At 35.4% G+C, this 23,074-nt stretch carries 18 protein-coding genes; 6 read left to right on the top strand and 12 right to left on the bottom strand.

The window, feature by feature from the left end; all coding sequences use genetic code 11:
• Nucleotides 1–49 precede the first annotated feature (49 nt).
• The 5 genes from B0A80_RS05105 (at nucleotide 50) to dusB (ending at nucleotide 9,352) form a co-directional block, all read left to right on the top strand.
• Nucleotides 50–3,736 carry a 1-acyl-sn-glycerol-3-phosphate acyltransferase gene (locus B0A80_RS05105; RefSeq protein ID WP_089076644.1) on the top strand — a complete coding sequence of 1,229 codons (3,687 nt, stop codon included), beginning with the start codon at nucleotides 50–52 and terminating at the stop codon, nucleotides 3,734–3,736.
• Entirely contained in the window at nucleotides 3,733–5,250 is a 1,518-nt protein-coding gene (locus B0A80_RS05100; protein ID WP_089076643.1) for a phytoene desaturase family protein, read from the top strand. Before B0A80_RS05105 ends, B0A80_RS05100 begins: the two co-directional genes overlap by 4 nt.
• A gap of 6 nt (nucleotides 5,251–5,256) precedes the next feature.
• A complete protein-coding gene (locus B0A80_RS05095) occupies nucleotides 5,257–6,924 on the top strand; it encodes a C45 family autoproteolytic acyltransferase/hydolase (RefSeq protein WP_089076642.1) in 1,668 nt (555 codons plus the stop codon).
• Entirely contained in the window at nucleotides 6,921–8,216 is a 1,296-nt protein-coding gene (locus B0A80_RS05090; RefSeq protein WP_089076641.1) for a phenylacetate--CoA ligase family protein, read from the top strand. Before B0A80_RS05095 ends, B0A80_RS05090 begins: the two co-directional genes overlap by 4 nt.
• A 143-nt stretch (nucleotides 8,217–8,359) precedes the next feature.
• A complete protein-coding gene (gene dusB / locus B0A80_RS05085) occupies nucleotides 8,360–9,352 on the top strand; it encodes a tRNA dihydrouridine synthase DusB (protein ID WP_089076640.1) in 993 nt (330 codons plus the stop codon).
• 57 nt (nucleotides 9,353–9,409) lie between these two features.
• On the opposite strand, the gene B0A80_RS05080 is transcribed toward dusB, so the two are convergent.
• The 4 genes from B0A80_RS05080 to rbfA form a co-directional block, all read right to left on the bottom strand.
• A complete protein-coding gene (locus B0A80_RS05080) occupies nucleotides 9,410–10,501 on the bottom strand; it encodes a hypothetical protein (protein ID WP_089076639.1) in 1,092 nt (363 codons plus the stop codon).
• A 73-nt stretch (nucleotides 10,502–10,574) separates the two neighbouring features.
• Nucleotides 10,575–12,002: an MATE family efflux transporter gene (locus B0A80_RS05075; protein ID WP_070906198.1), complete on the bottom strand. Its 1,428-nt coding sequence runs from the start codon at nucleotides 12,000–12,002 to the stop codon at nucleotides 10,575–10,577.
• Between the two features lie 169 nt (nucleotides 12,003–12,171).
• Complete coding sequence (locus B0A80_RS05070) at nucleotides 12,172–13,371, bottom strand: ABC transporter permease (RefSeq protein WP_089076638.1); 1,200 nt, start codon at nucleotides 13,369–13,371, stop codon at nucleotides 12,172–12,174.
• A 1-nt stretch (nucleotide 13,372) separates the two neighbouring features.
• On the bottom strand, nucleotides 13,373–13,765 hold the full coding sequence (gene rbfA, locus B0A80_RS05065; protein WP_017496883.1) for a 30S ribosome-binding factor RbfA: 393 nt from the start codon (nucleotides 13,763–13,765) through the stop codon (nucleotides 13,373–13,375).
• Between the two features lie 230 nt (nucleotides 13,766–13,995).
• Here rbfA and B0A80_RS05060 point away from each other — a divergent pair, with 230 nt between their 5' ends.
• Nucleotides 13,996–14,415 (top strand): CBS domain-containing protein, encoded by a 420-nt coding sequence (locus tag B0A80_RS05060; RefSeq protein WP_089076637.1) that lies wholly within the window; start codon nucleotides 13,996–13,998, stop codon nucleotides 14,413–14,415.
• A gap of 134 nt (nucleotides 14,416–14,549) precedes the next feature.
• On the opposite strand, the gene B0A80_RS05055 is transcribed toward B0A80_RS05060, so the two are convergent.
• The 8 genes from B0A80_RS05055 to atpG all read right to left on the bottom strand — a co-directional run bounded on the left by B0A80_RS05055 (nucleotide 14,550) and on the right by atpG (nucleotide 23,057).
• Nucleotides 14,550–15,803 (bottom strand): murein hydrolase activator EnvC family protein, encoded by a 1,254-nt coding sequence (locus tag B0A80_RS05055; protein ID WP_026110032.1) that lies wholly within the window; start codon nucleotides 15,801–15,803, stop codon nucleotides 14,550–14,552.
• Nucleotides 15,804–15,826: 23 nt separating this feature from the next.
• Nucleotides 15,827–16,612, bottom strand: a complete 786-nt coding sequence (locus tag B0A80_RS05050) for a DUF4292 domain-containing protein (RefSeq protein ID WP_089076636.1) — start codon at nucleotides 16,610–16,612, stop codon at nucleotides 15,827–15,829.
• Between the two features lie 139 nt (nucleotides 16,613–16,751).
• Nucleotides 16,752–18,104, bottom strand: coding sequence for a tetratricopeptide repeat protein (locus B0A80_RS05045; protein WP_089076635.1), 1,353 nt, complete (start codon nucleotides 18,102–18,104; stop codon nucleotides 16,752–16,754).
• Nucleotides 18,105–18,153: 49 nt separating this feature from the next.
• Entirely contained in the window at nucleotides 18,154–19,170 is a 1,017-nt protein-coding gene (locus B0A80_RS05040; protein ID WP_089076634.1) for a sugar phosphate nucleotidyltransferase, read from the bottom strand.
• 82 nt (nucleotides 19,171–19,252) lie between these two features.
• Nucleotides 19,253–19,687 (bottom strand): dUTP diphosphatase, encoded by a 435-nt coding sequence (gene dut, locus B0A80_RS05035; RefSeq protein WP_017496876.1) that lies wholly within the window; start codon nucleotides 19,685–19,687, stop codon nucleotides 19,253–19,255.
• A gap of 28 nt (nucleotides 19,688–19,715) precedes the next feature.
• A complete protein-coding gene (locus B0A80_RS05030; RefSeq protein ID WP_089076633.1) occupies nucleotides 19,716–21,176 on the bottom strand; it encodes a lipopolysaccharide biosynthesis protein in 1,461 nt (486 codons plus the stop codon).
• 94 nt (nucleotides 21,177–21,270) lie between these two features.
• A complete protein-coding gene (locus B0A80_RS05025) occupies nucleotides 21,271–21,717 on the bottom strand; it encodes a GNAT family N-acetyltransferase (RefSeq protein ID WP_089076632.1) in 447 nt (148 codons plus the stop codon).
• Between the two features lie 479 nt (nucleotides 21,718–22,196).
• Nucleotides 22,197–23,057 carry an ATP synthase F1 subunit gamma gene (gene atpG, locus B0A80_RS05020; protein WP_017496873.1) on the bottom strand — a complete coding sequence of 287 codons (861 nt, stop codon included), beginning with the start codon at nucleotides 23,055–23,057 and terminating at the stop codon, nucleotides 22,197–22,199.
• Nucleotides 23,058–23,074: the final 17 nt, after the last annotated feature.

Below are 23,074 nucleotides of genomic sequence, written 5' to 3'. Positions count from 1 at the left end.
TTTCAATCTGTGGCAAAAAAACTGTAAGCAAAAACAATAATAAATAAACATGCATCAATACTTCTACGCCATTCATATGTTTGTAAACCGAAGAAAATCTTTATCGGTTGTTCTGGCTATTTTGATCCTTTTTGTTTTTGGATTTTTTGCCTCTCAAATTAAATTTGAAGAGGATATCACCAAACTGATTCCCACGAATGATAAAACTGATGTCACGGCAAAAGTGCTTAAACAGCTTAATTTTGCTGATAAAACTACCGTTATTTTCAAACTCGATAAAAACGGTACCGAAGACGATCTAAAAGAAATGGCAACTGCTTTTTCAGACAGTGTCACTCAATCCTGCAAGCCCTACGTAAGTGGTATTCAGGGAAAAATTGACGAAGAAAATATTCAGGAAACCATTGATTTCGTCTACCACAATCTGCCTCTTTTTCTGGAAAATAAAGATTATGAAGTCCTGCAAAGTAAACTTCAAAAAGACAGTATCGCGGCGACAGTTCAAGGAAATTATAAATCAATTATCGCTCCATCCGGATTTATCACGAAAGATTTTATTTTACAGGATCCGTTGGGAATCTCCTTTATCGCTTTAAAAAAATTACAGCAATTAAATATTGGTGACGATTTTACGCTTGACAATGGTTTTGTTATGACCAAAGACAAAAAGAAATTACTTCTTTTTATTACCTCAAATCTTCCTTCAAGCGAAACCGAACAGAATACCATTTTTGCATCAAAACTGAAATCCATTCAGGACAATCTGAATCAGAAATTCAAAACCAAAACCTCGATTCATTATTTTGGCTCTGCCCTGATTGCAGTTGCAAATGCCAATCAAATCAAAAGTGATATCATCCTGACCACATCAATCGCGATGTTTACACTGATGCTCATTTTGATTTTGTTTTATAGAAAAGTATTGATTCCGATAATTATTTTTCTTCCTACTGTTTTTGGCGCTTTGTTTGCCATCGCCTTTTTATATTTTGCAAAAGAACAAATTTCTGCTATTTCATTAGGAATTGGTTCTATTTTACTGGGAATCACCATTGATTATTCCCTTCATATTCTCACACACTACAAGCACAACAGCGATATAAAAACCTTGTACAAAGACATTACTATGCCGGTCATCATGAGCAGTTCAACAACGGCTGTTGCCTTTTTGTGCCTGCTTTTTGTAAAATCAGATGCCTTAAATGACTTGGGGATTTTCGCTGCCGTTATCGTAATGGCTTCGGCATTTTTCTCTCTTTTAATTATTCCGCATCTCTACAAACCGAAAGAGAATAACGTAGAACACAAGAAAAATGTGATTGATAAACTGGCTCATTTTTCCTTTCACAACAACAAATTTCTGATTGGTTTTTGTGTTTTAATAGTCATTGTTTCCTGCTTTACTTATAAGAATGTGGGATTCAACAACGATTTGTCACAACTGAATTTTATTCCGACAGAAATAAAAGCGGCTGAAAAAGATCTGGAAGAGAGTACAAGCCTCACCTCCAAAACCATTTATGTAGCATCCTATGGAAATAGTATGGAAGAGGTTTTACGAAATAACTCTGCCCTGTTCTCCGATTTATCAAAAGAAAAACAAAACGGCAAAATATTGAATTTTAGTTCTGTTGGCGGTATTATGCTTTCGCAAAAGGAGCAACAGCAAAAAATCGATCGCTGGAATTCGTTTTGGGACACCAACAAAAAACAGCTTTTACAAACACAACTAATTGCCGAAGGTTCCAAACTCGGATTTAAACCTACTACTTATACCGCTTTTTTTGAGCATTTGAATTTCAAATTCAAACCCATTTCCGCACAGGAATATTTGAAAATACAGGCTTTACAGCTGAAAGAATTTGTAACCGAAAAAAACGGATTCTTCACCATTTCTACGCTCGTAAAAGTGAGTCCTCAACAAAGAGATTCTTTCGTAAAATCAACTGAGACCAAACAAAATCTGATTGCAATTGATCGTCAGCAGATGAATGAAACGTTTTTCAGTACTTTAAAAACCGATTTCAACACACTGGTAAATTATTCGTTTATAGCGGTGATTCTGATTTTATTTTTCTTTTTCCGAAGACTGGAATTGGTTATTGTAAGCTGTATTCCAATTGCTTTAACGGGAATTGTTACGGCTGGGATTATGGGTGTTTTTGGACTTCAGATGAATATATTCAGCTTGATTGTCTGTACCCTGATTTTTGGTCACGGCGTCGATTTCAGTATTTTCATGACCAGCGCCCTTCAAAAAGAATATACAACCGGAAAAAACGAAATTGCTATTTATCGAACCTCTATCATTCTTGCAGTAATCACAACAATTTTAGGAATCGGTGCAATGATTTTTGCTAAACATCCGGCGTTGAGATCTATTTCATCCGTGTCACTAATCGGGGTTTTTGCGGCACTTATTATTACTTTTATTTTTTACCCTATTCTTTTTAAAATATTCATTTCAAACCGCTCGAAAAAAGGAAATCCTCCGTTTGTCTTACGCACTTTTATACACGGTGTCATCTCTTTTTTCTATTACGGTATGGGCGGAATTTTGATGTCGCTTTTCAGCATCACTATTATGCCGCTGCTGCCGATTAAGGAGAAAACAAAAATGAAAGCCTTCCGATACGTGATCTCAAAATTCATGAAATCGGTATTGTATTCCAATCCGTTTATTCATAAAAAAGTCGTGAATAAATTTGGAGAAACCTTCGAAAAACCCGCCATTATTATTGCCAACCATTCTTCTTTCATTGATATTTTGGCAATGGGAATGTTGAGTCCTAAAATTATATTTTTAGTAAGTGACTGGGTGTACAACTCTCCTATTTTTGGCGGTACCGTCAGAAAAGCAGGTTTTTATCCGGTTTCGGAAGGAATTGAAGGCGGAGTAGAACATTTGCGCCAAAAAGTAAACGAAGGGTATTCGTTAATGATTTTCCCCGAAGGAACACGTTCTGAGAGCAATCAGGTTAAACGTTTTCATAAAGGAGCCTTTTATCTGGCTGAGGAATTTAATCTGGATATTATTCCTGTGGTCATTCACGGAGCTTCAGAAGCGATTCCAAAAGGCGATTTTGTCATTCATCACAGCCATCTTACGATTTCAATCCTGGAACGAATTTCTCCGGACAATACTTCTTTCGGAAAAAATTATGCTGAGAGAACCAAGCAAATGAGTGCTTTTTTCAAAGAAGAGTACCAAAAAATCCGTCAACAATTAGAAGGCCCGGACTATTTCAAAAAAATGCTTTTACACAGTTTCGATTATAAAGAAATCGAAATCATCAATAACGTCAAGAGCGATTTAAAAGAGCATCTGGAAGTCTATTATCGTTTAAACAAACAGCTTTCGGCGAAAGACAGAATACTCCATTTATCCAATGATTATGGACAATTAGATGTGTTACTAACCTTGCAGGAGCCTCAGCGAAAAATAACTTCGCTTAATTTTGACGAAGAAAAACGAGCGATTTCAAAAACCAATTATTTCCTCAAAAAAAGAAAAATCTCTTATTTAGATACGCTTGAACCGGCTTTGCAAAATCAATATGATGTTCTTTTGATTTCCGATAAAAATCAAGCGAATGATCTTGAAAAAATCATTTCTCTGACTTCTACGGTAATCTTGCTCCACCATTCTGATTTAAAAAACACTTTGATTACATTTGATTTTGAATGTATTTTTGAAGATAACAGTATAATTGTATTAAAGAAAAAAGGAGCATGAAAGAACATTACGATGTTGTAATTGTTGGCAGTGGATTGGGTGGATTAGTCTCTTCGATTATTCTCGCCAAGGAAGGTTATAGCGTCTGCGTGCTCGAAAAAAACAATCAGTATGGTGGAAATCTCCAGACTTTTGTACGCGATAAAACCATTTTTGATACCGGAATTCATTACATCGGAGGCTTAGGAGAAGGACAAAACCTGTTCAAATATTTCAACTATTTGGGCATTATGGAGCATCTTAACCTCAAAAAAATGGACGATAACGGTTTTGACATCATCTCTTTTGAAGACGATCAAAACGAATATCCTCATGCACAGGGTTACGCTAATTTTACTTCCCAATTGGAACATTTTTTTCCGGAAGAAAAAACCGGTATCGAGGAATACTGCAAAAGAATAAAAACAATTTGCGAATCTTTTCCGCTCTACAATTTAGAATGGGAAGGTAAATACGATAACGAAATCTTAGGCTTAAACGCCAAACAGACGATCGATGAATGTACCCAAAATGAAAAACTGAAAGCAGTTCTTGCCGGTTCTAATTTTTTGTATGCCGGAATTGCCGACAAAACACCTTTTTATGTTCATGCACTTTCTGTAAATTCCTATATTCAAAGTTCGTGGCGCTGCATCAATGGCGGAAGTCAGATTACCAAGCAACTTTTAAAACAGCTCAAAAAATACGGTGGTGAATTTTACAAATACAAAGAAGTTACCCATTTTAATGTTGAAAATAAAAAAGTAACTTCGGTAAACATGAAGGGCGGGACCAATGTTTCCGGGTCCTATTTTATCTCTAACATCGAGCCAAAAACAACTTTGAAAATGACCGGCGAAGAACACTTCCGAAAATCATTTTACAGTAGAGTTCAAAGTCTTGAAGGTGTAATTTCGGCGTTTAGTCTGTACATCGTTTTTAAACCGAAAACTTTCAAATACATCAATCATAACCATTATCATTTTAAGAAAAGCAGCGAAGTCTGGACCGCTCATAACTATGATGATGATTCCTGGCCAAAAGGCTTTATGGCCTCAATGAATGCTTCCAAAAAGCAGGAAGAATGGGCAGAAGGTATGACTTTTATTACCTACATGAAATACGATGATGTAATCCCGTGGGCAACTACTTTTAATACTACGGTTGAAGAAAATGACCGTGGGGAGAGTTACGAAGAATTTAAAGCCAAAAAAGCGGCAAAGTTTTTAGAAGAAATCGAACTGAAATTTCCGGGGATCAAAAACTGTATTCAATCCGTTCATACCTCGACGCCGCTCTCCTATCGCGATTATATTGGCGGGCACAATGGCAATATGTACGGATATGTTAAGGATTCAAATAATCCGATGAAAACGCTGATTCCCTCAAAAACCAAACTGGATAATTTGTATCTTACGGGCCAAAGTATCAACATGCATGGTGTTCTCGGAGTAACTATTGGAGCCGTGGTAACCTGTTCTGAAATTGTTGGTAAAGAATATTTGGTAAACAAAATCAATCAGGCATCTGAATAAAAAGCTATGAAAAACCGAATTATATTCTTTTTATCTATCGGTTTTTTAACGATGCTCGCCTCTTGCGGAACATCAAAATCAATGCGGCACCAGCCTGAGATTGCCAAGTACAATGCGACAAAACCTGTTGTCACTAAACTTTCCGACAGTATTTTTATTTCCGGAAAAAATTCACTTTTAAAAAACAAGCAAGGCCTTTGGGAATTATATGCCGAAGGCGATCCGTTAGAAATCGGACTCAACACTGGGGCTTTATCAGATTCGCTTTTAAAAAAACAAGAACGTATTTTCTTCTCTAAAATACAGGATATTGTTCCGTCAAAATTTCAACAGAAGCTTCTTCGTCATTTCCTGAAATGGTACAATCGAAAACTATATTTGAATGTTCCGGAAGAATATCAAACCGAGATTTTTGGAGTTTCACAATATACCTCACCTGATTTTAATAACATTGCACCACAATACCATCGCAGTTTGTACCTGCATGCTGCACACGACATTGGTCACGCCTTGCAGGATTTGGCTTTAGTGGGCTGTTCGTCTTTTGCGGCATGGGGAGAAAAATCGGAAGACGGAAATTTAATTCTGGGGCGCAACTTTGATTTTTATGTGAACGATGCTTTCGCCGAAAACAAAATCGTAGCGTTTATCAATCCGAAAGAAGGTCACAAATTTATGATGATTACCTGGCCCGGAATGATTGGTGCGGTTTCCGGAATGAATGAAAAAGGCCTAACGGTTACCATTAATGCCGGAAAATCTGAAATTCCGTTAATTGCCAAAACACCCATTTCAATTCTTACGCGCGAAATATTACAGCACGCCAAAAACATAAACGAAGCAATTGCGATTGCCAAAAAAAGAGCCGTTTTTGTATCCGAATCAATTATGGTGGGAAGTGCCGAGGATAACAAAGCCGTTCTGATTGAAGTCACACCTCAAAAAATGGACGTTTACGAGACTCCAAACGGCAATCAATTATTTTGTTCGAATCATTTTCAGGGAGAAGATTTAAAAAACGAAAAACGTAACCAGTTTCAAATGGCCAACAGTCATTCTGAATATCGTATGGAAAAGATGAAGGAACTCTTTTCTGAAAATCCGAAAATCGACCCTGAAATTGCCTCTAAAATTCTTCGAAACAAAGAGGGTTTAAATAATATAAATCTGGGATATGGTAATGAAAAAGCACTTAACCAGCTGATGGCTCATCACGGTGTTATCTTTAAACCTGCTACAAAACAGGTTTGGGTGTCTACAAATCCGTATCAATTAGGCGAATTTGTGTGTTATAATCTGGATAGTATTTTTAAAGAAAGAAAAACGGATCACATTGTTTCCCTGCAGCAAGTAAATTTAGACATTCCAAAAGATCCTTTTTTAGAAACAATAGCCTATAAAAATTACCAAAAATTTAGAGTCGAAGACCACAAATTCGATTTGTATCTGAAAAACAAAGAAACCATAAGTCCTGAATTCATACCGAATTACCAATCGTTAAACCCTAACTATTGGGTTGTGTATTACAAAGCAGGGTTGTACTTTTATCAAAAAAAAGAGTACCGTCTTTCTCAATCCAATTTTGAAAAAGCACTAACAAAAGAAATCACAACTGTTCCTGACAAAACAGTCATTGAAAAATATTTAAAAAAAATCAAAAGAAAATTACAATGATTCCATTAATAGAAAAAAATTCTCTAGAAGAAATTAAAATTTTTCAAGAGCAGAAGTTAGCGGAACTATTACACTATATCAGTCAAAATTCTCCTTTTTACAAACGTCTTTTCGCTGGACAAAATATTGACCTTTCGAAGATTAAAACCCTTGAAGATTTACAGCATTTACCCGTAACAACAAAAGAAGATTTACAAGAGTACAACGATGATTTTTTATGTGTTCCGCAACATCAGATTATTGATTATGCTTCTACTTCCGGAACTTTGGGCGATCCTGTTACTTTTGGTTTAACCGATTCTGACCTGGATCGTCTGGCTTATAACGAAGCCATTTCGTTTGCCTGCGCCGGAATTGCCGAAGGTGATGTGGTACAACTGATGACGACAATTGACAGAAAGTTTATGGCCGGTCTGGCTTATTTTCTGGGACTGCGAAAATTAAAAGTGGGTGTAATCCGCGTTGGTGCCGGAATTCCGGAATTGCAATGGGATTCCATTTTAAAATACAAGCCTTCTTACCTGATTACCGTTCCTTCCTTTTTACTGAAATTAATCGAATATGCCGAGGCACACGGAATTGATTACAACAACTCCAGCATAAAAGGCGCCATTTGTATTGGCGAACCTTTGCGAAATCAGGATTTTTCAATGAATACCCTGTCAAACAAAATCATCGAAAAGTGGAATATTAAGTTGTTCTCCACTTATGCCTCAACCGAAATGAGTACTGCTTTTACCGAATGCGAACACGGTGTTGGCGGTCATCATCATCCGGAATTGATCATTGTAGAAGTTTTAGATGAAAATAATAGGCCTGTAAAAGAAGGTGAAATTGGCGAATTGACTTTTACCACTTTAGGTATCGAAGCCATGCCTTTGCTACGTTTTAAAACCGGAGATATTGTTCAATTACACAATGCTCCCTGCGCCTGCGGGAGAAATACCTTGCGTGTTGGTCCGGTTGTTGGCCGCAAAAAACAAATGATCAAATACAAAGGCACAACACTTTATCCGCCTGCAATGAATGATGTTCTGAGCGGATTTGACAACATCGAAAATCATATTATCGAGATCTCTACCAACGATTTGGGAACCGATGAGATCCTGATAAAAATAGCCGTGAAAAATCAGACTCCTGAATTCTTGCAGGAGATCAAAGATCATTTCAGAGCCAAATTAAGAGTAACCCCAAAAATTGAATTCGCTCCAAAAGAAGCGTTGAATCCTCTGGTTTTTAACCCTATGAGCCGAAAACCTATTCGTTTTTTTGATTACAGAGTTACTGTTTAAAGTTGCTAAGATACTGAGATTCTAAGGTTCTAAGTTTTTCTTTTACTATTAAATAAGAATGAAAACTCAGAACCTTAGCATCTTAGAGACTTAGAATCTTTTAAATTGAACTAAATGTTGTAATTTTGCAAAAAATATTGAAGATGGTCAAGATTGGCAACATAGAATTACCCGAATTTCCTTTATTACTCGCACCGATGGAAGATGTGAGCGATCCACCGTTTCGCAGATTGTGCAAAACACATGGCGCTGACTTAATGTATTCTGAATTTATTTCGTCGGAAGGATTAATTCGTGATGCTATCAAAAGTCGAATGAAGCTGGATATTTTTGATTACGAACGTCCTGTTGGAATCCAGATTTTTGGTGGTGATGAAGAAGCAATGGCACTTTCGTCTAAAATTGTTTCTGCCGTAAAACCGGATTTGGTGGATATTAACTTTGGATGTCCGGTAAAAAAAGTGGTTTGCAAAGGTGCCGGAGCAGGAGTTTTGAAAGATGTCGATCTGATGGTACGTTTAACCAAAGCGGTGATCAGAAGTACCGATTTACCTGTAACGGTAAAAACACGTTTGGGCTGGGATGACAGCTCTATTAATATTGATGAAGTAGCCGAAAGGCTTCAGGATATTGGCGTTCAGGCCTTGACAATTCACGCCAGAACCCGTGCACAAATGTATAAAGGTCATTCGGATTGGTCGCACATTGCACGTGTAAAAAACAACCCGAGAATCACCATGCCTATTTTTGGAAATGGCGATATCGACAGCCCTGAAAAAGCACTAAAATATAAAAATGAATACGGTATCGACGGGATCATGATTGGTCGTGCTGCGATTGGTTATCCGTGGATTTTTAACGAAATCAAGCACTATTTTAATACCGGCGAGCATTTACCTGCTCCTACCGTAATTGATCGTGTTGAAGCCGCCAGAAATCATTTGCAATGGTCTATGGATTGGAAAGGCGAACGCTTGGGAATTGTTGAAATGCGTCGTCATTACACCAATTATTTCAAAGGAATTCACTCTTTTAAAGAATACAAACAAAAACTGGTTACTACCGACGAACCTGAAAATCTTTTCGCTGTTATGAAAGAAATCGAACAGGTTTATGCCGGATATGAATTTGTTTAAATATTTAAATTAATCTTTGTCAAAGTTTAAAACTTCGACAAAGATTATTACTTTTTTTTATTTCTTTACTTTTTCTAACTGTGCCAGTCTTTTTTCAATATCAGAGAACCTTCTGTTTTCTTTTTGAAGTTCATTAATCTTTTTATTCTGTTCAATCGTATAAAGAGTTAACTCTTCAATTTTTTGTAAAAGTTTTATATTCATCTCTGACAAATTAATACCATTATTTTGCATTTCTGTAGCCGAAGCAATCTGAGGTAAATGTTTGTTTTCTTTGATATAATTATCCACAAATTCTAACGATGGTAAATTATAATCTTTCTCAAAAACAAAATCAGCACCGGCATCTACACTAACTCTAACTTCTCTTGAATTAATATCACCTGCTACAGTTAATTTTGCAGTTGGTTTCTGGGTTCCTATACCAACATTTCCATTTTCAGCAATTCTAACTTTTTCAGTTAAATTGCCATTATTATCTGCTTTTGTCCAAAAAGTTAAATATCCACTAAAATGCTCGCCGGATCTAGGCATTCCAATTCTTGCAATTTCTACATCTTCTTGTTTAACCATTATTCTCCCAACATCAACGAATTGTGAATCACCTCTGCTGCTTTTCAAAGAAATTACTGCCGGCCTAGTATCTGAATTGTAAATTTCAAGTTTTTCACTTGGATTAGCAACTCCTATACCTACATTGCCTGTAATAATTTGATCTCCAATAAAATTATTTTTCCCTCTGGTCGCTAATTCATGCCACTTTGGATTGATTGCAGTTGCAACACCAGAAGCTAATTTTCTAAAATATAATCTATCATTTTCCGCTATTGTTGAAGCTATTTGTAATTGATAATTATTGTTAGGATTCGGGTGTCTCACCACAAACAAATGCTGCCATTCATTTTCAGATATTGAACCAATTGCATTAAAACCATTATATGTTCCTGAAAAAACAGGCACTGTAAAATCACTGATGATATTAGACAATCCATTTCCTATCTGCTGTGAATGCATGGTAAAAGCGAACAAACCCACTCCAATTGTAATCTTGATTTTTTTAAATTGATTTTTCATTATTTTAAATTTAAATATTTTGATTGCTTTAAGATTCAAAAGTACCATTTTATCTACGTTTTTATAGTTTGCCACTATTTATACTAAACAAGAAAAACCTTCTATTTTGAAGGTTTTTCTAATATTAAAAAAATATTACTCTTAAGAATTACACCTGAACACGTTTCCATTTTCCTTTTTTATAAAAGAAAATCCCTGCTAAAGTAATAGCCGTTTCAGCAACCGGAATGGCAATGAAAACACCTTTTGGTCCCATATTAAAATGTTTTGCCAGCACAAATGCCAACGGAATCTGAAACAGCCAAAATCCAAAGAAATTAATTCCTGTTGGTGTCCAGGTGTCTCCTGCTCCATTAAACGTGTTGATCAAAACCATCCCGATTCCGTAAAAAATAAATCCGATACTCATAATCTGTAACGCTTCAACAGCAATGGTTTTTACCATTTCATCATTGGTGAAAAATGAGATGATATATTCTCCAAAACACAAGGTAATGATCATAATAGTCGCCATGAAGATGACATTGTATTTTGCTGTAGTATAAACAGATTTCTCCGCGCGCTCAATTTGTTTGGCTCCTAAATTTTGTCCTACCAAAGTCGCAGCGGCATTACTCAATCCCCAGGCCGGAAGAATAAAAAACATCATTATTCTAAGAGCGGTCTGATAACCTGCCGATCCGTGATCTCCTCCTGTTGTTGCCACCAGCTGTGCCAGAAAAATCCAACTGCAGGAAGCGATCACAAACTGTAATACGCCTGGTGCTGCAATTTTTACTAAAGCATTTATCTGTTTAAAATCCGGTAAGAGGTAGGACATTTTAATTTTCAAAACTCCATTTCCGTAGAACAAATGATAAATTTGATACAGGACACCAATACTTCTTCCGGTAGTTGTGGCGATCGCAGCACCAAGTAAACCAAGCGCAGGAATTTCGGCAAAACCATTAATTAGTATCGGGCATAAAATAATATTACAAATATTGGCAATCCAAAGACTTTTCATGGCGATTGCAGCATTTCCGGCACCACGGAAGATTCCATTAATCAGGAATAAAAGCGTAATACTTAAACTCGAACCAATCATAATCTGGGTATATCTAAAACCATGTTCGGCCGCGTCTGCAGATGCTCCCATTAAAAGGAGAATATCTTTGGCATAGATAATTCCAAAAATGCTTAAAAAAATACTTAACACAAATGCAATAACAATGGCCTGCATTCCTGCTTTTGCAGCAGCGACAGGATCTTTTTCTCCAATACGCCTTGCTACGACTGCAGTTGCTGCCATACTTAACCCGATGTCAATAGAATATATAATGGTTAAAACCGATTCGGTTAATCCAACCGTCTGGATTGCAAAACTGCTGTGCTCCAAATGCCCGACAAAATACAAATCGACAAGAGCAAAAACAGATTCCATCATCATTTCCAAAACCATCGGAATGGCTAAGAGAATGACTGCTTTTTTAATGCTTCCTGCGGTATAATCAAAAGACTCATCTCCCTGGAGAGCCTGTTTTAAAGTCGTGTAAATTTTAGAAAATAGATTTTTCTGTATGGTAGTTTCTGTCATAATAAATTAAGATAAATGATAAAATTTGTCCAAATGCAACGATCTGAACTCAAAAAACAAACGTAAGTATCCTAATTATTCTAAAAATAAAATAGGACTAAGCAGAAACTATCATATGCTGTAGATTTTTAAGACGGTAAATATAGGTAATATTTTTCTGGTAGAAATACTAATCAAGAAGCTTTTTACTCACACGGCTGCTGGCAATTAAAGAAGCAACAAAACCAAGTGATACAATGGTTGCCATCACGATGAGTACATTTTCTAAAGTAAAAACGACCGGATAGGCCAAAGTGGGTGTCAGCATAATCAAATTGTATTCTTGTTGAAGCAATACTAAAATGATTCCCAGAACAAGACCAATTATACCTCCAAAAACACTTAACAAAGTTCCCTGAAGAAGGAATATTTTGCGTAAACTGGTGATTTCTGTTCCCAGGTTAAAAAGCGTTTTCAGATTGTGCTTCTTCTCTAAAATCATCATAATTAAAGCACCCACTAAATTAAAAAGAGCCACAATAATTACCAGTGTAAAGATCAGGTACACTACAATGTTTTCGGTATTGAGCATCTTATACAAAGATTCGTTAAGTTGTGCTCTGTTTTTTATGGTGATTTTATTTTTGAATAATTTTTCCAGCTGAGATCTGATCTCAGTTTCATTGGCGTTTTCTTTCAGATTGAATTCTATTCCGGAAATCTGGTTTGTTTTATACATCAGTAATTCCTGCGTCAGACCCAAATCAGCAAAAACATATTTTGAATCTAAATCTTCACTGATGGAGTAAATTGCAACTGGTAAAACATCTGTTTTATTGAATGCTTCTTCCGGATTTTCGATCGCTCCTTTTCCTGGTTTGGGTGCAAATATTTGCAAAGGATTTTCGAAATCAAGAATTCCTAACGAAAAATCACGAGCAATTCCATAACCAATAACCACCTGATAAGTATCCGGTTTTAGCCATTCTCCGTTAAAAAGTTTTTTCCTGATATCGTTAACAACAATATAGTTTTTGTCAACGCCTTTTAAGTAGGTTACCAGCTGTTTGTCTTTAAACAAAAACAAAACCCGTTCTTCGATAATCTTACTGTAGGAAGCAATTCCTTCAATGTTTTTAAGCTGAGTTTCCTGATCCGGCGTTACAAAAAACGATTTTCCGTAAGTGCTTCTTATTTTCAGATCAGGATCTATTTCGTTGGTGAACGAAAGACTGAAAACCTTTAGTCCGCTAAAAACGGACAAAACCACAAACAAAGCCATCGTTCCAACAATAATTCCCATGCTGGCAATACGATTGATGATATTGATAGCATTGTTTTTACTTCTGCTAAAAATATAACGTTTGGCTATGTAAAGGGGGAAATTCAATTTATGATTTTCTTCTTTTTTCTAAAAGATCACGGTTTTCAATTGGGTTTTCTCTGTTAGATAACGCATTATCAATCTTTTCGATATAATCTAAAGAGTCATCAATAAAAAACACCAGGTTAGGTACACGACGCAATTGCAAACGCACACGTTGTGACAAATCGTGTTTGATTAAAGTTGTATTTGACTTTATGCCTTCTAAAGTTTCTTGGGCTTTATCCTGAGGAAAGATGCTTAAATAAACTGTCGCTACCGATAAATCTGTAGTAACACTAACTTTGGATACTGAAATTACTAAATTAGTAATTCCGTTTTTTCGCACTTCACCTTGCAAAATATCAACCAAATCTTTTTGGATGACACCGCCTATTTTTTTCTGTCTGTTTGTTTCCATACTGCAAAAATACTATTTTTAAATTTCAATCGGTGCAATTTCAAATGAACAATAGGATGATTTTTATATTCTCGTTCAATTTCTTTCAAAAATAGCTCTCCTACTAAAGAAAATTCATCCAATCCTCTACTTGTTTCAACATTTTGAGAAGTTGTAAAACATGATAAAGGTCATTTGTTTTATGTGAATTATTTCACAATTTTAATGGAGATAATACAACACTTCCTATTATGAAAAAGAGAGAACCTATCAGTCATATTATGACTAAAAGCGTCATTACTGCAAGTGAAAATGACGACCTTAAAAAAATCGTTGAACTTATAAAACAACACACTATCCGGCATATTCCAATCGTTAGAGGCAAAGAAGTAATTGGTATCATAAGCCGCACGGATATTAATCGCCTAACTTTTGGTGCTTTGTTCGAAGGACAGGAGGAGGCAGACGAAGCTATTTTGGAAATGCTCAGTATTTCTCAAATCATGACTTCAAAGCCAAAAACCGTTTCATCAGATACCAATATTCGGGATTTAGCTCAAATTTTAGTTACGGAGGAATTTCACGCACTTCCCGTTGTCGACAATGGTAAACTTACCGGAATTGTAACGACAACAGATGTTATAAAATATTTACTTGAACAATACGATTAACTTTAAATAAAAAAACCTTTTCACCAGTCTATTTCCGGTGAAAAGGTTTTTATTTAAGTTCTGAATCAACTTTATTATAACACGGTTTTTGGAAACTTTTTAAAAGTTAAACTTAAAACTGCAGTTGACTACTATTATCTGTTTTGCAACCATCCTTCCGGATTGTTATTGGATGTATTTTGAAGAATCAAAAACTTAATGATTGTTTTTCCGGTGTCACCACTGGTTCTCACTTTTCCTATGCTTTGTTTTACATTTACTTTATCACCTTTCTCCACAAAAACCTGACTAAGATTTTGATAAACTGTAAAATAATCTCCATGCTGAATCATAACAGCTCTGTTGATTGGAGACAAAACAATTACACTCGATACTACACCTTCAAATACGGCACGGGCACTTGCTCCTTGTTCTGTTGTAATCTCAACTCCTGAATTATGCACCGTTAAGGACGGATAAAGAGGGTGAGGTTGATCACCATATCCTAATGAAATAAATCCTTTTTCTACCGGCCATGGTAATTTTCCTCTGTTGGCTTTAAAGTCGGCAGCTAAAATTTTTCCTTCCGGAGTCAATGCAATTTTAGAAGAAGAAACCGGAGTTTTAGATGCTGTCGAACCAGGATTTTCTTTTGCTCTTTCCAAGGCAGCTTTTCTGTTGGCTTCTGCAATGGCTTCACGAATCAAACGATCAATTTGTCTGTCAATTCTTTTGGCTTCCTGCTGTTTGCTTCTCGTATCGGCAATAATTTTGTTCTTGTCCTTTTTAATCGAATTAACTAGTTTTTGCTGCTCTTTCTTTTCCGTTTCTAAACTTTGTTTTTCTTTTTCATTTTCAGCAATAATCTTCTTCTTCACAATACGCTGACCATTTAATCTGGCATTATAGTCTTCCAGCTCCGCGGTTTTAGATTGAATTTCTAATCCCTGATTTTTTCTGAAATTGGTATATTGTTTCAAATATTGCGCTCTTTTGTAGGCTTGCAAAAAGCTCTCTGAAGATAAAATAAACATGGCTCTGCTTTGCTCAGATCGGCTTTTGTATGATTTAAGAATCATTTTTGAATAATCTGCCTTTAATACTTCCAGCTCTTTTTTAAGTTTATTAACCTTAACCTGATTGATATACATATCATTACTCAAAAGTTTTTCCTGTTTTGCAGTAGTATTAATCAGCTTTTCTTTCAGCTTGATTTTATTGGATTGAATTAAATAAACATTTACTGCCGATTTTTCTTTTTTCTTTACCGATTGCAGCATCTTTTCATTATCTCTAATTTCCTGCTGAATCTGCGCTTTACGCTGTTCCAGTTTTTCTTGTTGCGAATCTTGTGCCCACATAAAAGTAGTGGCACATATAAAAATTAGGCTTAGGAGAAATTTTGGCATGTTTATATTTTCTTTTTGCAAATTTACTTAATTATAACTTTCTTATAACCACTTGGCACACTGTAAGGAAAAGAAAGTTCTTCGTTAAACGAAATCGTATTGTAATTTAAACTAATATTTGTTTTTCCTTTTGGCTGAATTGCACTGATTTCAATACTTGTTGGAAGTATTCCCTGATTGAAAACCTTACTGTCGGCATAGGAAATCTGCAGGAATCTGTTTTCTGATGGCTGTGAGATCTCTTCTTTTTGCAGCAGGTATTTTTCAGGATCCAAATAGAATGTTTTTTTCAAATTAGAATCTTTTTCATCTTCTAAACGAAAAAGATTATCTACTATCGTTTGGGCATATTTTCCTTTTCTCAAATCATCTAAAGCTTCACCAACCAACAGGTTCTGAACTTTACTGTAATCCAGTTCTGTTCCCAGCCATTTACTTAGACTTGTAAAATCGCCTTCGTAATAGGTACCGTTTATTTTTTCGTAGTAGCTTACTGCTGTTGGCGTAATCAAAGCTTTTGCCATAGTAATACCAAGGAAACGAACACTTACTAAAATTTGTTTGTCTTTTTCAATTTTAATCTCAGCCGTAACATTTTGACTTTGTTTATCGTCAACATATCTCGCACCGGCTTTTACGTACAGCGTTGAAAAATCTAACTTATTGTTATAATGATTCTCTATTACTTTTTTTTCTTCTTTTGGAGTAATTTCTTTTACTTCGCTGGTATTGTTCTGCACTGCAACCGCCTTTGATTTACAAGAAATCATAAAAACGGACAATACCGCTATCGCTATATATTTTTTCATTTACCGCCTTTTTTAATTTTGAATCTGGACAAATCAAAATCTGTTTAATTGTTTATAGTGTTGTTTCAGGTTGTAGAAAACTAAAAATCAAAATCTTAGCATATAAACACATCCCCCTCTTTCCTCTATTTTCTTTCCTCTATTTTCTCTTTTTCAATAATTCATTTGCCTTCAAAAAGTATTCCTCTTTTTTCTTTGCATCTCCCAATCCATTGTAAGTCTCTCCTATTTGAATATTAAAATTTGCCTCCAGTGTTTTGTCCTCTACCACATAATCGAGTCCTATTTCTAAAACGGTTTTTGCGTTTTTAAATTGCTTTAACTGATTGTTTCCTAAACCGGCATAATAATAGAACTGCGGCTGACTTGGATAAACCTCTATCATGCTCATCGCTCTTTTTGTCATTGGCTCAAATTGTTTCGTCTGAGCATACGCTTCAAGCAAAAGCAAATTGGTTTCACGGTCTGTCTCTGAATTGGCTTTTAAATCTTTTTCATAATATTTAATCGCATTTTCAAACTGACCTTTACTGTGATAGAATTTTCCAATTTCTTTGGCCACATCCACATTAGGATCGTTATCAAAATACGAAATGGCTTTCTCTAAATCCGGAGCATACTGTGGGTTTTTGTTCGTATAGATCAAAAACTCATTTAAGGTACGATGTTTTATTTTGGAATCAATTTTTGAACTTCCTAAAATTACATTCATTGTCTTAATCGCTTTATCAGCCTGATTCCCGTCCAGATACACTTTAAACAAACTTACCTGCGCCCATTCTGAAGTTGGAATTTCCTTTGCCAATTGTTTCGCAACATTTAGCGCCTTATCTGTTTCTTCTGATTTTGAATATAAAAAAATCAGATTTACATAATTTGATTCTTCTTTTGGATGCTGCTTTATCTGCTCAATCAAATTATCAATTTCTGCATTTTGATATTTCCCCTGAGATAAGATTTGCAATCTATAGCGATCACGATCTTCTGATTTCCCATACTTCTCATTCATTTCATTGATCGCCACCAACGCTTTGTCAAACTGATTGGTAATCATATACAGCGAAATCAAATCATCTTTGTACTCTTCATCAAAAACCATTATTTTCTGAATGGTTTCAATCGCCAAAGGATAATTTTTGGTTTCATAACTTACGTCATAAATTCCCAACCAATACCATTTGTTTTTAGGATCAAGCTGAGTTGCTTTTTCAAACGAATCCTGTGCACTTCGATAATCTTTTAAGGACAGATAATTTTTCCCAAGTTCAAAATAAGCTACCGCATCATTTGGCTTTAGTTTGATACACTTTTGTAATGAAGTGACAGCCTTATCATAATTTTCAATTCCTTTTTGTTTCAACGATTCATAAAAAGCATCCTGATACTCATCGGTTGCCATAGCAATATCTTCCGGCTCTGTTTGAGCCATAACCGAAATGGGATTGCCAAGCAAAACGAAAAATAAAATTGCGATAACTCCTTTTTGTATCATTTTTTTAAATTTATTTTTAAACAAAAACGAATCTATTCCAACTGATAATCTATTCTAAAACTGAATAATCTCCAATGCTAACACTGCTAAACTTACCATCATAAACCACATGATTTCCAATCATTGCATTGTCAAGCTGTGCATTTTTTATTTGAGAATAAGTTTGTATTAAACTGTTGCTAATTGTACTGTCTGTAACGTGACAACCTTTACCAATGGATACATTTGGACCAACTGTTGTGTTTTTCAACACTACATTTTCGCCAATATAACACGGTGGAATGATAGTTGAGTTTTCCAATTTCACGTCGTAATCTACTAAGTGCTCCCCATCATTGTGTAAAAACCCTAACATTCTTGAATTTGTTTCAACGGTAACATCTTTATTTCCGCAATCCATCCATTCATCCACACTTCCGGTTTTAAACACTTTACCGTTTGCCATCATGGCTTTGATACCGTCGTTAATTTGATATTCTCCACCATTTTGAATGTTATTATCCAAAACTCCCTGAAGTTCCTTTTTCAAATCACCTACTTCTTTAAAATAATAGATTCCAATCACCGCTAAGTCACTAACAAATTCTTTTGGTTTTTCTACTAATTCTATAATTTCATTATTGGCGTTTAACTTTACTACACCAAATGCTTCCGGCTGATCTACTTGTTTTACCCAAATAACGGCATCCGCAGCAGGATCTAATTCAAAATCGGCTCTGATTAAAGTATCTGCGTAAGCAATTACTGCCGGACCTGATAAAGATTCTTTGGCACACATAATCGCGTGACCTGTTCCTAAAGGTAAATCCTGACGGTAGATGGAAGCTTTAGCTCCTAAACTTCCAGCCAATTCTTCTAAACTTGCTACAAGATCGTCTCCAAAAAAAGCCGCGTCTCCTAAAATAAAAGCAACCTCTTCAATAGGTTCTTTTAAAATTTTGGCAATGTCTTCCACCAATCGGTGCACGATCGATTTACCTGCAACTAGAATTAATGGTTTTGGAACTGTTAAAGTATGTGGTCTAAGTCTTGATCCACGACCCGCCATTGGAACGATTATCTTCATTTTTTTATTGAAAGATTAAAAAATTGAAAAATTAAAAAAATAGCAAATCTTTTAATTTTTCAATTTTTAAATTATTAAATTTTTATTTTACTCCTGTACTGCCAAATCCGCCTTCTCCTCTTGACGTTTCAGAAAGTTCTTCAACTTCAATCCACTCTGCTCTTTCATGTTTTGCAATGATAAGTTGTGCGATTCGCTCTCCGTTTTCGATTACGAATTCTTCGTTGGATAAATTTACTAAAATTACGCCTATTTCACCTCTATAATCTGCATCAACAGTTCCTGGAGAGTTTAAAACGGTTACTCCTTTTTTCGCCGCCAGTCCGCTTCTTGGTCTCACTTGTGCCTCATAACCAATGGGTAACTCTATAAAAAGTCCGGTTTTTACAATGGTTCTTTCTAAGGGTTTTAACGTAATAGCTTCTGTTAAATTGGCACGCAAATCCATTCCTGCCGAAGCTATCGTTTCGTAGTTCGGTAAAGCGTGCTGTGATTTATTGATAATTTGTATTTTCATTTTTATTATAAAAGATTAAAAAGTACCCTTACTTTTTATTCATCATTCCTTTGATTGTTTGTTTTTCGTTATGATACACAAAATAGACAAAGCCCAAAAACAACGGGATTCCAACGAAATAGTTTTCTCTAAATCCATAAAAAGAAATAGCCGAAAATACGATTGAAATTCCTAAGTAAGCTCCAATTTTGTTCATATCATAAGGGATTGGATAGTATCTGTTTCCTAAAATATACGAAATCAACATCATACTTCCGTACGCTGAAATAGTCGCAATTGCAGAACCGTAGTAACTGTACTTTGGAATTAAAACATAGTTTAAAATCAAAGTCACGATGGCTCCCGCAATCGAGATATACGCTCCAATTTGTGTTTTGTCTGTCAGTTTATACCAAACCGATAAGTTGTTGTAAATCCCTAAAAAGAAGTTTGCCAAAATGATCAACGGTACCACTTTCATGGCCTCCCAATACGATTTATTATCTAGTAATAAATATTTTAAAACGTCTGCAAATACAATGACACCTAATAAAATCAATGATCCTAAAATCACGAAGTATTTTGTAATCACGGCATAGGTCTGAGGTGCATTTTCGTTTTTCGCATGACTGAAAAAGAAGGGTTCGATTCCTAATCTGAATGCCGTTGCAAATAAAACCATGAACAGTCCAAGTTTATAACAAGCGGAATACGCTCCAACTTCAGATTTTGCAAGATTCTCAGGTAATAGATAACCCAATAAAATTTTATCAAAATGTTCGTTAACCGCAAATGCAAGTCCCGCCACTAAAATAGGCAAACCGTATTTCATCATTTTTTTCCAAAGTACCGGATCAAATTTACGCCCAAGGTAAAGATAGTTTGGTGAAAGCACAATAAAAGTCGCTAAACTCGCTAATAGATTTGCAATGAATATATAAGCAATCTGAAAATTTTCGACATACAAATTATCCCAAACAGAATTAGGGTTTGATGCTGCCAGTTTAGGAAGGTATATCAGGAAGAATATATTCAGTAATAGATTGATTATAACATTACCTATTTTAATAGCCGCATATACCATTGGCCGCTGATTGGCTCTTAACTTAGAAAAAGGAATTAAAACCAAGGCATCTAAAACCAGTATCCATACGGTGTACGTGATGTACTGTACGTCTACTTCGGCCAGAGTTGCCAATGTATTTCTAAAAATTAAGGCTGCAAAAAGGAAAATTATGGACGACCAGAATATTGAAATTGTGGAAGTAGCTATTACATTTTTCTTATCGTCTTCGGCACTGTAAAACCTAAAAAATGCAGTTTCCATTCCATACGAAAGTACCACATTAAAGAAAACCATCCAGGACAAAACAATCGAAACTTCACCGTATTCTGCAGTTGGTAAAATACCTGTGTACAATCTGACTAACAGAAAACTCAGCATTCGCGGCAAAACCGTCGCTAGTCCGTAAATAGCCGTTTGTTTGAATAGATTTTTATATAATCCCAAAATATATGTGTGTAATAAAATTTATAAAACAAAAATAACCAATTCTTTGGTTTATTATTGATTTTGCGCTTCAATAAAAGAACTTGCCGGAATTTTAGTGAGTTAATTTTTCTTCGTCCAAAATTTTAACAAAATGAAAACCTCTTGGCGCGTACCCCTGATTGTAATAGAAACGATGCGCGGCAAAATTTCCGGTAAAAGCATCCAAAACGATACTGCTGCAATCTAAATCCAGGGCTTTTTGCTCGATATAATCCGTCAGTAATTTGCCAATACCTTTTGATCTAACGTCCGGATTTACGACAAAATTGTCTATTTCAAGATATTTACCTGTCCATAGTTTGGTAGCCGACCAGCAACCGGTAATTCCTAAACAAACGCCCTCTTCAAAAACACCTATCTGGATGTAGTTATGTGGAACCATTTCTGAAAGATATGCTGTGTACTTTTCTACTGAAAGATTTGGATAAAGAAATCGCATGGTTTCAATTTGTTCCAGCATTTCTTCGACTGTAGTGAGTTCTTGTATTTGTAGTTTCATTGTTTAAAAAAATAGATTTCAAAAATACTCAATTTTTTCCATTGCTCCTCACAAAATTGAACCGCAACTTCACCTGTAAAATGTATAAAAAAGTTCGAAAATTATATAAATTTCTAAAACCGGTTCTATCTTAACTTTGTAACAAAGGGAATGAGAAAAGCTAGAATACAACCCTTAAAAAAAGCAAAGCATGAGGACAAATAAAGCTAGTTTGTTCCTATAAAAGACAAAGCAACGGGATTGATTCTGCTGAAATGTAACCCTCAAAAAAACAGAGCATTGGGATTAATAAAGCTAGTTTGTTCCCAGAAAAGACAAAGCACTTGGTGATTTATAAAATGGTATTGATTCTCTTTTTTTGACTAAATTGAGAATCACCATTTTATAAGCTTCATTTCCAAAAACAACAACCCTATATATAAAAAAGGAGCCGACATTGATATGCCGGCTCTTTTGCTTTTTCTTATACTGAAATTTTCTTATCCATTTAAAGCTTCCGCTCCACCAACGATTTCTAAGATCTCGTTAGTAATCGCAGCCTGACGTGCTTTGTTGTAAGTTAATTTCAACTGGTTTCTTAATTCAGTTGCGTTGTCAGTTGCTTTGTGCATTGCTGTCATACGTGCTCCGTGTTCTGAAGCAAATGAATCGCGGATTCCTTTATATAATTGTGTTTTCAATGATTTAGGAATCAATGTCAACACGATTTCTTCTTTTGAAGGTTCAAAAATGTAATCTCCTGTAGAAACTGCAGCATCAGATTTAATTGGAGCTAACGGTAAAAACTGTTCTGTCTGAACAATTTGAGTCGCAGCATTTTTAAACTGATTGTAGATCAATTCGATTCTGTCGTACTCTCCAGTAAGGAATTTCTCTGTTAAGTTATCAGCAATTCCGGCAACATTTTCAAAAGTTAAATGATCAAAAATTGCATTATGATGACCGTGTACTTTATGCGTTTTGCTTAAAACATCATTTCCTTTTTTACCAATAGCAAAAACGTCAACTTGTTTTCCTGCGTAAAATTCGGTACGATTCTTAACCTCTTTAATTACGTTAGAATTGAATGCACCACATAAGCCTCTGTTCGAAGTTATGGCTACAAGCAATACTTTTTTTACTTCACGTTGAGTAGTGTAATCACCTCCAACTTCACCATCAAGTGTAGCGGAAAGATTTTGCAACAACTCCGTTAATTTCTCGGCATAAGGGCGCATCGCAGTGATTGCATCTTGTGCTTTCTTAAGCTTTGCAGCAGAAACCATTTTCATAGCCGATGTAATCTGCATCGTCGATGAAACGGAAGTAATTCTATTACGGATTTCCTTTAAATTTGCCATTAATTTTATGTTTATTG

The sequence above is a fragment of the Flavobacterium tructae genome, from assembly GCF_002217475.1.
Lineage (GTDB): Bacteria > Bacteroidota > Bacteroidia > Flavobacteriales > Flavobacteriaceae > Flavobacterium > Flavobacterium tructae.
Note: the sequence above shows the minus strand (reverse complement) of the source record. Positions and strands in the feature narration are given on the sequence as shown.

Bases quoted from the DNA above. Each gene is read 5' to 3' on its own strand.
- B0A80_RS05105 (WP_089076644.1), top strand. From the start codon at position 50: ATGCATCAATACTTCTACGCCATTCATATGTTTGTAAACCGAAGAAAA.
- B0A80_RS05100 (WP_089076643.1), top strand. From the start codon at position 3,733: ATGAAAGAACATTACGATGTTGTAATTGTTGGCAGTGGATTGGGTGGA.
- B0A80_RS05095 (WP_089076642.1), top strand. From the start codon at position 5,257: ATGAAAAACCGAATTATATTCTTTTTATCTATCGGTTTTTTAACGATG.
- B0A80_RS05090 (WP_089076641.1), top strand. From the start codon at position 6,921: ATGATTCCATTAATAGAAAAAAATTCTCTAGAAGAAATTAAAATTTTT.
- dusB (WP_089076640.1), top strand. From the start codon at position 8,360: ATGGTCAAGATTGGCAACATAGAATTACCCGAATTTCCTTTATTACTC.
- B0A80_RS05075 (WP_070906198.1), bottom strand. From the start codon at position 12,002: ATGACAGAAACTACCATACAGAAAAATCTATTTTCTAAAATTTACACG.
- rbfA (WP_017496883.1), bottom strand. From the start codon at position 13,765: ATGGAAACAAACAGACAGAAAAAAATAGGCGGTGTCATCCAAAAAGAT.
- B0A80_RS05060 (WP_089076637.1), top strand. From the start codon at position 13,996: ATGAAAAAGAGAGAACCTATCAGTCATATTATGACTAAAAGCGTCATT.
- B0A80_RS05055 (WP_026110032.1), bottom strand. From the start codon at position 15,803: ATGCCAAAATTTCTCCTAAGCCTAATTTTTATATGTGCCACTACTTTT.
- B0A80_RS05050 (WP_089076636.1), bottom strand. From the start codon at position 16,612: ATGAAAAAATATATAGCGATAGCGGTATTGTCCGTTTTTATGATTTCT.
- B0A80_RS05045 (WP_089076635.1), bottom strand. From the start codon at position 18,104: ATGATACAAAAAGGAGTTATCGCAATTTTATTTTTCGTTTTGCTTGGC.
- B0A80_RS05040 (WP_089076634.1), bottom strand. From the start codon at position 19,170: ATGAAGATAATCGTTCCAATGGCGGGTCGTGGATCAAGACTTAGACCA.
- dut (WP_017496876.1), bottom strand. From the start codon at position 19,687: ATGAAAATACAAATTATCAATAAATCACAGCACGCTTTACCGAACTAC.
- B0A80_RS05025 (WP_089076632.1), bottom strand. From the start codon at position 21,717: ATGAAACTACAAATACAAGAACTCACTACAGTCGAAGAAATGCTGGAA.
- atpG (WP_017496873.1), bottom strand. From the start codon at position 23,057: ATGGCAAATTTAAAGGAAATCCGTAATAGAATTACTTCCGTTTCATCG.